Genomic DNA, 7,032 nt, shown 5'->3' on the forward strand with positions numbered 1-7,032 from the left:
TACCAGCCTTCCCCCACACGGCGGCTTCGCCGCAGTGCGGGGACCCCTGGCATCGGGCACCGTACGGGGTCTCCGCCGACTACAGCCGAGGGCCCACCGAGCGGATCTTCTCCACCTGTTCCATGGCCTCCCGGAGCTGGCACAGCCAGCTGTCGGCGTTCTCGCCCACCAGACGTACGCACCAGGCGAGGGCCTCGCTGCGGCTGCGCGCCACCCCCGAGTCGACGAGGGTGTCGAGCACCTGGCGTTCCGGCTGGCGCAGCCGGGTCATCACCGGCACGGACAGTGCGGTGAACAGCTCGGTGGTGTCACCAAGGGTCGCGCCCCACGCCACCTTGCGGTTGTACCGATGTTCGGCCTTCGTGGCGATGGCGATCCGTTCCTCGCGGGTCTGCTCCCGGAACCGCCGGATCCGGGCCCCCGTCGCCGACGGCACTCCTCCAGGCGCGGCGCCGCCGGCCGCGAGTACCCCGATGACCGTAATCTCGTCCCGGTCCACGACCACCGTGGGCATCCCGGCGAACCACCCGGCCGGGATGTGCGCGGCGAACCAGGCTGCGGCGTCGTCCGCCGGAACCACCTCCGCCCGATCCCCCGGCCTGCCGTACCCCCGTCCACGCGGACCGGACATGACGTGTCCCCTCGATCTCCGATCGGCACCCGCGTCGGGGCCCGCGCGCGGGCCCGGCCTGCCGGCCGATCCGGACCCGGAGGCCCGATCCGGCGCCCCGGAGCGGATCCGAAGAACCCCTCGTGACGATTACATGCTTACTGCATCACCAGTCTTACTGCATCGCCAGTACAACATGCTTACCGCATCACCAGTGAAAGAAGCGGGACGGTCAGGTGGCCACCTTCACCCCGAGTTGGCGGCGCACCTCGGCGGCGGTTCGGGCCGGCAGCTCACAGACGAAGTCCCGGCACACGTACACCCCGGCCGTGTCCCGGCCGACGGTCAGCGGTCCGCTGGTCACCACGACCGCACCAGGCGCCGTGCCGAGGCGGGCGAGCCGTTCCAGCGCCGAGCTGCCCACGACCGCGACCTCGGCCGGCCCAGCCAGCAGCGCCTCGGCCACCGCACCGGCCCAACCGGCGAACCGGGCATCCCGGGCCAGCAGCGGAGCGACGCGCGCCACCGTCGTCTCGGCGGCCGACCGGTGTTCGGTGGAACCGGTCAACGCCGCGTAGCTGACCAGGGCGCCGGCGACAGCAGCCTGGCCCGACGGGGTCGCCGAGTCCGAGTCGTCCCGCGGCCGGCGCAACAGCACCTCCGCGTCGTCCGCGGTATCGAAGAACCCCCCGCCAGGGGCCGCGAACCGGTCACGGACGGTGTCCAGCAGCGTCCCGGCGAGCGCGAGCCACGCCGGATCGCCGGTGACCTGGTGCAGGGTGAGCAGCCCCTCGGCGACGTCGCCGTAGTCCTCCAGTACCCCGGCGTTCACGCCGACCCGGCCGTCCCGGCTCGTCCGGCGCAGGCGTCCGTCGACGAGATGCACGTCCCGGAGCAGGACGGCGGCCTGTTCGGCGGCCCGCACCCAGCCCGGCTCGTCGAACAACGCGCCGGCCTCGGCCAGCGCCGCGATGGCCAGGCCGTTCCAGGCGCCCACCACCTTGTCGTCGCGAGCCGGCTGCGGCCGGGTCGCCCGTGCCGCGGCCAGGGCCGCGCGGACCGCCGCGAACCTCGCCGGGTCGCCCGGGTCCGCCGGCAGGCGCAGCACCGACGTACCACGTTCGAAACTGCCCTGCTCGGTGACGCCGAAGACGTCGGCGGCCCATCGGCCGTCTTCCGGCCCGAGGACGGCGACGAGCTGGGCGGGTGCCCAGGCGTAGCTGGCCCCCTCCTCGGGGTGCGCTCCCGCCGGGGCGGCGCTCGCGGGAACGGCGCTCGCGGGAACCGCATCCGCGTCGAGCGCCGAGGCGAACCCCCCCTGGGGGGTGCGCAGATCCGCGAGCAGGAAGGCGGCCGTCTCCCGGGCCACCCGTTCGGCCAGCGCCGACCCGGTGGCCCGCCACAGGTGCAGATAGACCCGCAGCAGCTGCGCGTTGTCGTACAGCATCTTCTCGAAGTGCGGGACCGTCCACGTCGCATCGACGCTGTACCGGGCGAACCCCCCGGCGAGCTGGTCGTAGATGCCCCCACGCGCCATCCGTTCGCAGGTCACCGCGACCATCTCCAGGCTGCGCGCGTCCCCCGTGCGGGCGGAGTGCCGCAGCAGCATCTCGGCGACCATGGACGGCGGGAACTTCGGCGCACCGCCGAATCCACCGTGACGGGCATCGAAGCGGGCCGACAGCCCCGCCACGGCGGTGTCGAGCAGAGCCGGAGTGATCTCGGCGGCGGGACCGGACACCGGACCGCGCATCGCCGCCTCGGCGAGCCGGCGGGCGATGTCCGCCCCCGACTCCTCGATCTCGTCCCGCCGGGTCTGCCAGGCCTCGGTGACCGCCGCCAGGACCTGGCGGAACGACCCCATGCCGGGCCGGGGACGCGGCGGGAAGTAGGTGCCGGCGAAGAACGGCTCGGCGGTAGGGGTGAGGAACACCGTCATCGGCCAGCCGCCGTGCCCGGTCAGGGCGACGGTGACATCCATGTAGACGGAGTCGACGTCGGGCCGCTCCTCCCGATCCACCTTGATGTTGACGAAGTGGTCGTTCATGTACTCGGCGGTCACGGCGTCCTCGAACGACTCGTGCGCCATGACATGGCACCAGTGGCAGGATGCGTAGCCCACCGAGAGCAGCACCGGCACTCCCCGCCGGGCCGCCTCCGCGAAGGCCGCCGGGCTCCAGGGCCACCAGTCGACCGGGTTGTCCGCGTGCTGCAGCAGGTACGGAGACGTCTGCTCCGCGAGCTTGTTAGGCACCCGAACTCCTCATGATCTGTGTCCGCCAGGCCCGCGGAACCCCGTAGGCCTCTGGATATGCAACCAAAGGCGCGCCCAGGTAGTCCGCCCTCATCTCCACGCCGCGCCGACGTGATCGGCGCGCTTCCTCGACCGGCCCGCCGCGCCGGCGTACCCGGCGGATAGGCTCGTGGGACCGCACGATCCCCGCCGTCCGCTCGCTCGACCGCCGTCCGCCAGGCCGCCGTTCCCGCCGCGAGAGCGGTGAGAGGGTCGACGTACCAACGAGTTTGGATGGCACGAGCGATGAGTGAGACGGCCGAGCCCGGCGCCCGGACCGGCGCCGCGGACACCACGGTGGCACCGACCGACGCGTCCGGCGGGACCACCCCGGCAGCCGCGGGCACCGCGGGCGGCGCCCCCGCCGGGACCGGGGGCGGCGAGCCGAGCTTCCGGTACGACGCCCGGCTCGCCGCCGACATCGAGCGGCGCTGGCAGCACCGGTGGGCCGACGAGGGCACGTTCAACTCGCCGAACCCGGTCGGGCCGCTCTCGGCGGGCTTCGAGAAGGTCGCCGGCCGGGAGCCGTTCTACATCATGGACATGTTCCCCTATCCGAGCGGCTCGGGGCTGCACGTCGGGCACCCGCTGGGGTATATCGGTACCGACGTGTTCGCCCGCTACCTGCGGATGTCCGGCCGGCACGTGCTGCATCCGTTCGGATACGACTCCTTCGGCCTGCCCGCCGAGCAGTACGCGATCAACACGGGCCAGCATCCCCGCGACACCACCAATACCAACATCGCCAACATGCGCCGCCAGCTCTCCCGGCTGGGGCTGGGCCACGACACCCGCCGCGAGATCGCGACGACCGGCGTGGGCTACTACCGCTGGACGCAGTGGATCTTCCAGCAGATCTTCAACAGCTGGTACGACCCGCAGGCCGACCGGGCCCGGCCGATCGCCGAGCTGATCGAGGAGTTCGCCGCGGGCACCCGGGCGCCGGTAGCCGGCCCCGCCGGGGGGAACACGGCCGTGTCGGTTGACGCGGTCCGGGCGGCGAACCCGGCCGGGCTGGCGTGGGCCGAGCTCGACGAAGTGTCCCGCCGGAAGGCCGTCGACGCGCACCGCCTGGCCTACATCTCCGAACAGCTGGTCAACTGGTGCCCGGGGCTGGGCACCGTGCTGGCGAACGAGGAGGTCACCGCCGACGGCCGCAGCGACATCGGGAACTACCCGGTGTTCCGCCGGCCGCTGAAGCAGTGGGTCCTGCGGATCACCGCCTACGCCGAGCGGCTGATCTCCGACCTCGACCTGGTCGACTGGCCGGACTCGATCAAGCAGATGCAGCGCAACTGGATCGGTCCGAGCGAGGGCGCCAGCGTCGAGTTCACCGTCGTCGCCCCCGGCGAGGGGACAGGTGCCTCCAGTCCGTTCGATCTGTTCAATCTGTCCGATCCCTCCGATCCGTCCGGCTCATCGACCGCCCGGCGCATCGAGGTCTATACCACCCGCCCGGACACCCTGGCGGGGGCCACCTTCCTGGTGCTTGCGCCCGAACATCCCCTGGTCGACACGCTGATCGCCGACACCTGGCCGACGGGCACTCCGGTGAGCTGGCGCTTCCCGGCGGGACGGCGGGGCGGCGGCACGGAACCGGCGGGCGCCGCCGGGTCGGATGCAGGCACCGCCGGGCCGGAGGCGGGCGCCGATCCGGCGTGGACCCCGCGAGCCGCCGTCGACGCCTACCGGGAGTTCGCGGCCCACCGCAGCGACCGGCAGCGCGGCGAGGAGGTCATCGACCGCACCGGCGTGTTCACCGGCTCGTACGTGCGCAACCCGATCGGTGGCGGGGTCATCCCGGTCTTCCTGGCCGACTATGTGTTGCTGGGCTACGGCACCGGGGCGATCATGGCGGTGCCGGCACACGACAGCCGGGACTTCTCCTTCGCCCGCGCGTTCGACCTGCCGATCCCCGCCGTGCTGGAGCCGGACGCGGACTGGTACGCCACGCACGGGGTAGTGCCCGCGACTCCATCGGCGCAGTGGCCCGAGGCGTTCAGTGGTGCGGGCGAGTATCGGCCCGGTCCGGCCGGCGCCCCGGTGCTGGTCGGCCTGTCGAAGAGCGAGGCGATCAAGGCCACGGTTCACTGGCTAGAGGAGATCGGCGCCGGCAGGTCGGCGCGATCGTACCGGCTGCGGGACTGGCTGTTCTCCCGCCAGCGGTACTGGGGCGAGCCGTTCCCGATCGTCTTCGACGCCGACGGGCTCCCCCACGCGGTTCCCGACGAGCTGCTGCCGATCGAGCTGCCGGAGATGACCGACTTCCGGCCCACGGCGATGGCCGAGGACGACGCGAGCGACCCGCTGCCCCCCCTGGCCCGGGTCGCCGACTGGGTGACGGTCACCCTGGATCTCGGCGACGGGCCGAAGCAGTACCGGCGTGAGACGAACACCATGCCGCAGTGGGCCGGTTCGTGTTGGTACTACCTGCGCTACCTGGACCCGACCAACACCGAGCGATTCGTCGACCCGACCGTCGAGCGATACTGGATGGCCGGGCCGGGCGCGGTTCCCGGCGACGGCGGCGTCGATCTGTACGTCGGCGGCGTCGAGCACGCCGTGCTGCACCTGCTCTACGCCCGGTTCTGGCACAAGGTGCTCTACGACCTGGGCCACGTCTCGACCAAGGAGCCGTTCAAGCGGCTGTTCAACCAGGGCTATATCCAGGCGGATGCCTTCACCGACGCCCGGGGCATGTACGTCCCGGCGGCCGAGGTGACGGCGACCCCCGACGGCCGGTTCCTCTTCCAGGGCGCCCCGGTCAACCGGCGCTCGGGCAAGATGGGCAAGAGCCTGAAGAACAGCGTCAGCCCGGACGAGATGTACGACCGGTTCGGCGCCGACACGCTGCGCGTCTACGAGATGGCAATGGGCCCGCTCGACGCCGACCGGCCATGGCACACCGACGACATCGTCGGTTCGCACCGGTTCCTCCAGCGGCTGTGGCGCACCGTCGTCGACGAGACCACCGGGGCGGCCGCCGTCGTCGACGAGCCGTTGGACGACGAGGCTCTTCGCGTCCTGCACCGGACGATCCTCACGGTCACCGCCGAATACCCGGGGCTGCGGTTCAACACCGCGGTCGCCCGGCTCATCGAACTGACCAACTTCGTCAGCAAAAGTTACGGGAAGTCCCCCACCCCCCGCGCGCTCGCCGAGCCGCTCACCCTGATGGCGGCCCCGCTGGCCCCGCACATCGCCGAGGAACTGTGGTCCCGCCTCGGTCACGAGGAGTCGGTCAGCACGGCCGCCTTCCCGATCGGGGATCCGGCGCTGGCCGCCGAGTCGGTCAGGACGATCCCGGTCCAGGTGAACGGGAAGGTCCGGTTCACCCTCGAGGTTCCGGACGGCTCGGCGGAGCAGACGGTTCGCGATCTGCTCGCCGCGCATCCCGAGTTCGCCCGGCAGACCGACGGTCAGACGATCAAGAAGATCATCGTCGTGCCCGGTCGGATCGTGAATATCGCCACCTCCCCCGCCTAACCGGGGTCTGCGGCAGCCGCCTACCGATCGCTCCCCGCGGAGCCCGCGGGGGTCCGGGCTGGGTCGGCAGGTCCAGCTGCTTGCCGCCACCCGCCGGGCCCGCCGGGCTACCGGCGCCGGCGGTCTCCTCGACGACCTCCCCGTCGATAACCGGCGCATCTCCCCCGGGCAAGGCGGCGGAACCGCGCCCGCCACGGCGCCCGTCTCCACCGTCCAGCCGGCGCATCGCGTTCGGATCAGGATCGCCGCCGGCGAACTCGCCGCTGGCGACGTTCGACCGCATCCGGCGCAGGCTCTTCGAGAGGAAGAAGAAGATCACAATGGATGCCACGATCAGTGCCAGGACAACGAGGAACCCGACGGCTCCGGCGTCGATCTTCCTCTCGACCAGCACGGAAGCGGCGAAGACCTCGTTCACGGCCACGTCCTCACACCTGGTGTCCTCTGGTGTCCGCCACACCTGCTGTTACCGCCCGCCACGGGGACACTCCACGACGGACGCCAGTTCCGACCCTACGCCCTGCCGTGCGAGCCCTCCGCCTCCGCGGCCACGCACCGTTGAATAGATCACATACTGTTCAAAAAGTCACATGCCGTCCAAGGAGTCGAAATGAAATAACTTGCGCGTTTCGAACCCTCCACA

The 7,032-nt window shown here is 71.7% G+C and carries 4 protein-coding genes; 1 reads left to right on the plus strand and 3 read right to left on the minus strand.

Features of this window, described 5'->3' with window-relative positions:
• Nucleotides 1-79: 79 nt before the first annotated feature.
• Nucleotides 80-631, minus strand: coding sequence for a hypothetical protein (locus tag ACY45C_RS01830; RefSeq protein ID WP_462185938.1), 552 nt, complete (start codon nucleotides 629-631; stop codon nucleotides 80-82).
• A gap of 211 nt (nucleotides 632-842) precedes the next feature.
• Nucleotides 843-2,864 carry a thioredoxin domain-containing protein gene (locus ACY45C_RS01835; protein WP_462185939.1) on the minus strand — a complete coding sequence of 674 codons (2,022 nt, stop codon included), beginning with the start codon at nucleotides 2,862-2,864 and terminating at the stop codon, nucleotides 843-845.
• Between the two features lie 273 nt (nucleotides 2,865-3,137).
• Between ACY45C_RS01835 and ACY45C_RS01840 the strand changes: the two genes are divergently transcribed.
• Nucleotides 3,138-6,389: a leucine--tRNA ligase gene (locus tag ACY45C_RS01840; RefSeq protein ID WP_462185940.1), complete on the plus strand. Its 3,252-nt coding sequence runs from the start codon at nucleotides 3,138-3,140 to the stop codon at nucleotides 6,387-6,389.
• Here the strand turns inward: ACY45C_RS01840 and ACY45C_RS01845 are convergent.
• The gene (locus tag ACY45C_RS01845; protein WP_462185941.1) at nucleotides 6,340-6,807 is read right to left on the minus strand and encodes a hypothetical protein; all 468 of its coding nucleotides are present in this window, start codon (nucleotides 6,805-6,807) and stop codon (nucleotides 6,340-6,342) included. The two genes, ACY45C_RS01840 and ACY45C_RS01845, sit on opposite strands and share 50 nt — an antisense overlap.
• Between the last annotated feature and the right edge of the window lie 225 nt (nucleotides 6,808-7,032).

It is taken from the genome of Frankia sp. CcWB2, assembly GCF_977927585.1.

Bases quoted from the DNA above. Each gene is read 5' to 3' on its own strand.
- ACY45C_RS01830 (WP_462185938.1), bottom strand. From the start codon at position 631: ATGTCCGGTCCGCGTGGACGGGGGTACGGCAGGCCGGGGGATCGGGCG.
- ACY45C_RS01840 (WP_462185940.1), top strand. From the start codon at position 3,138: ATGGCACGAGCGATGAGTGAGACGGCCGAGCCCGGCGCCCGGACCGGC.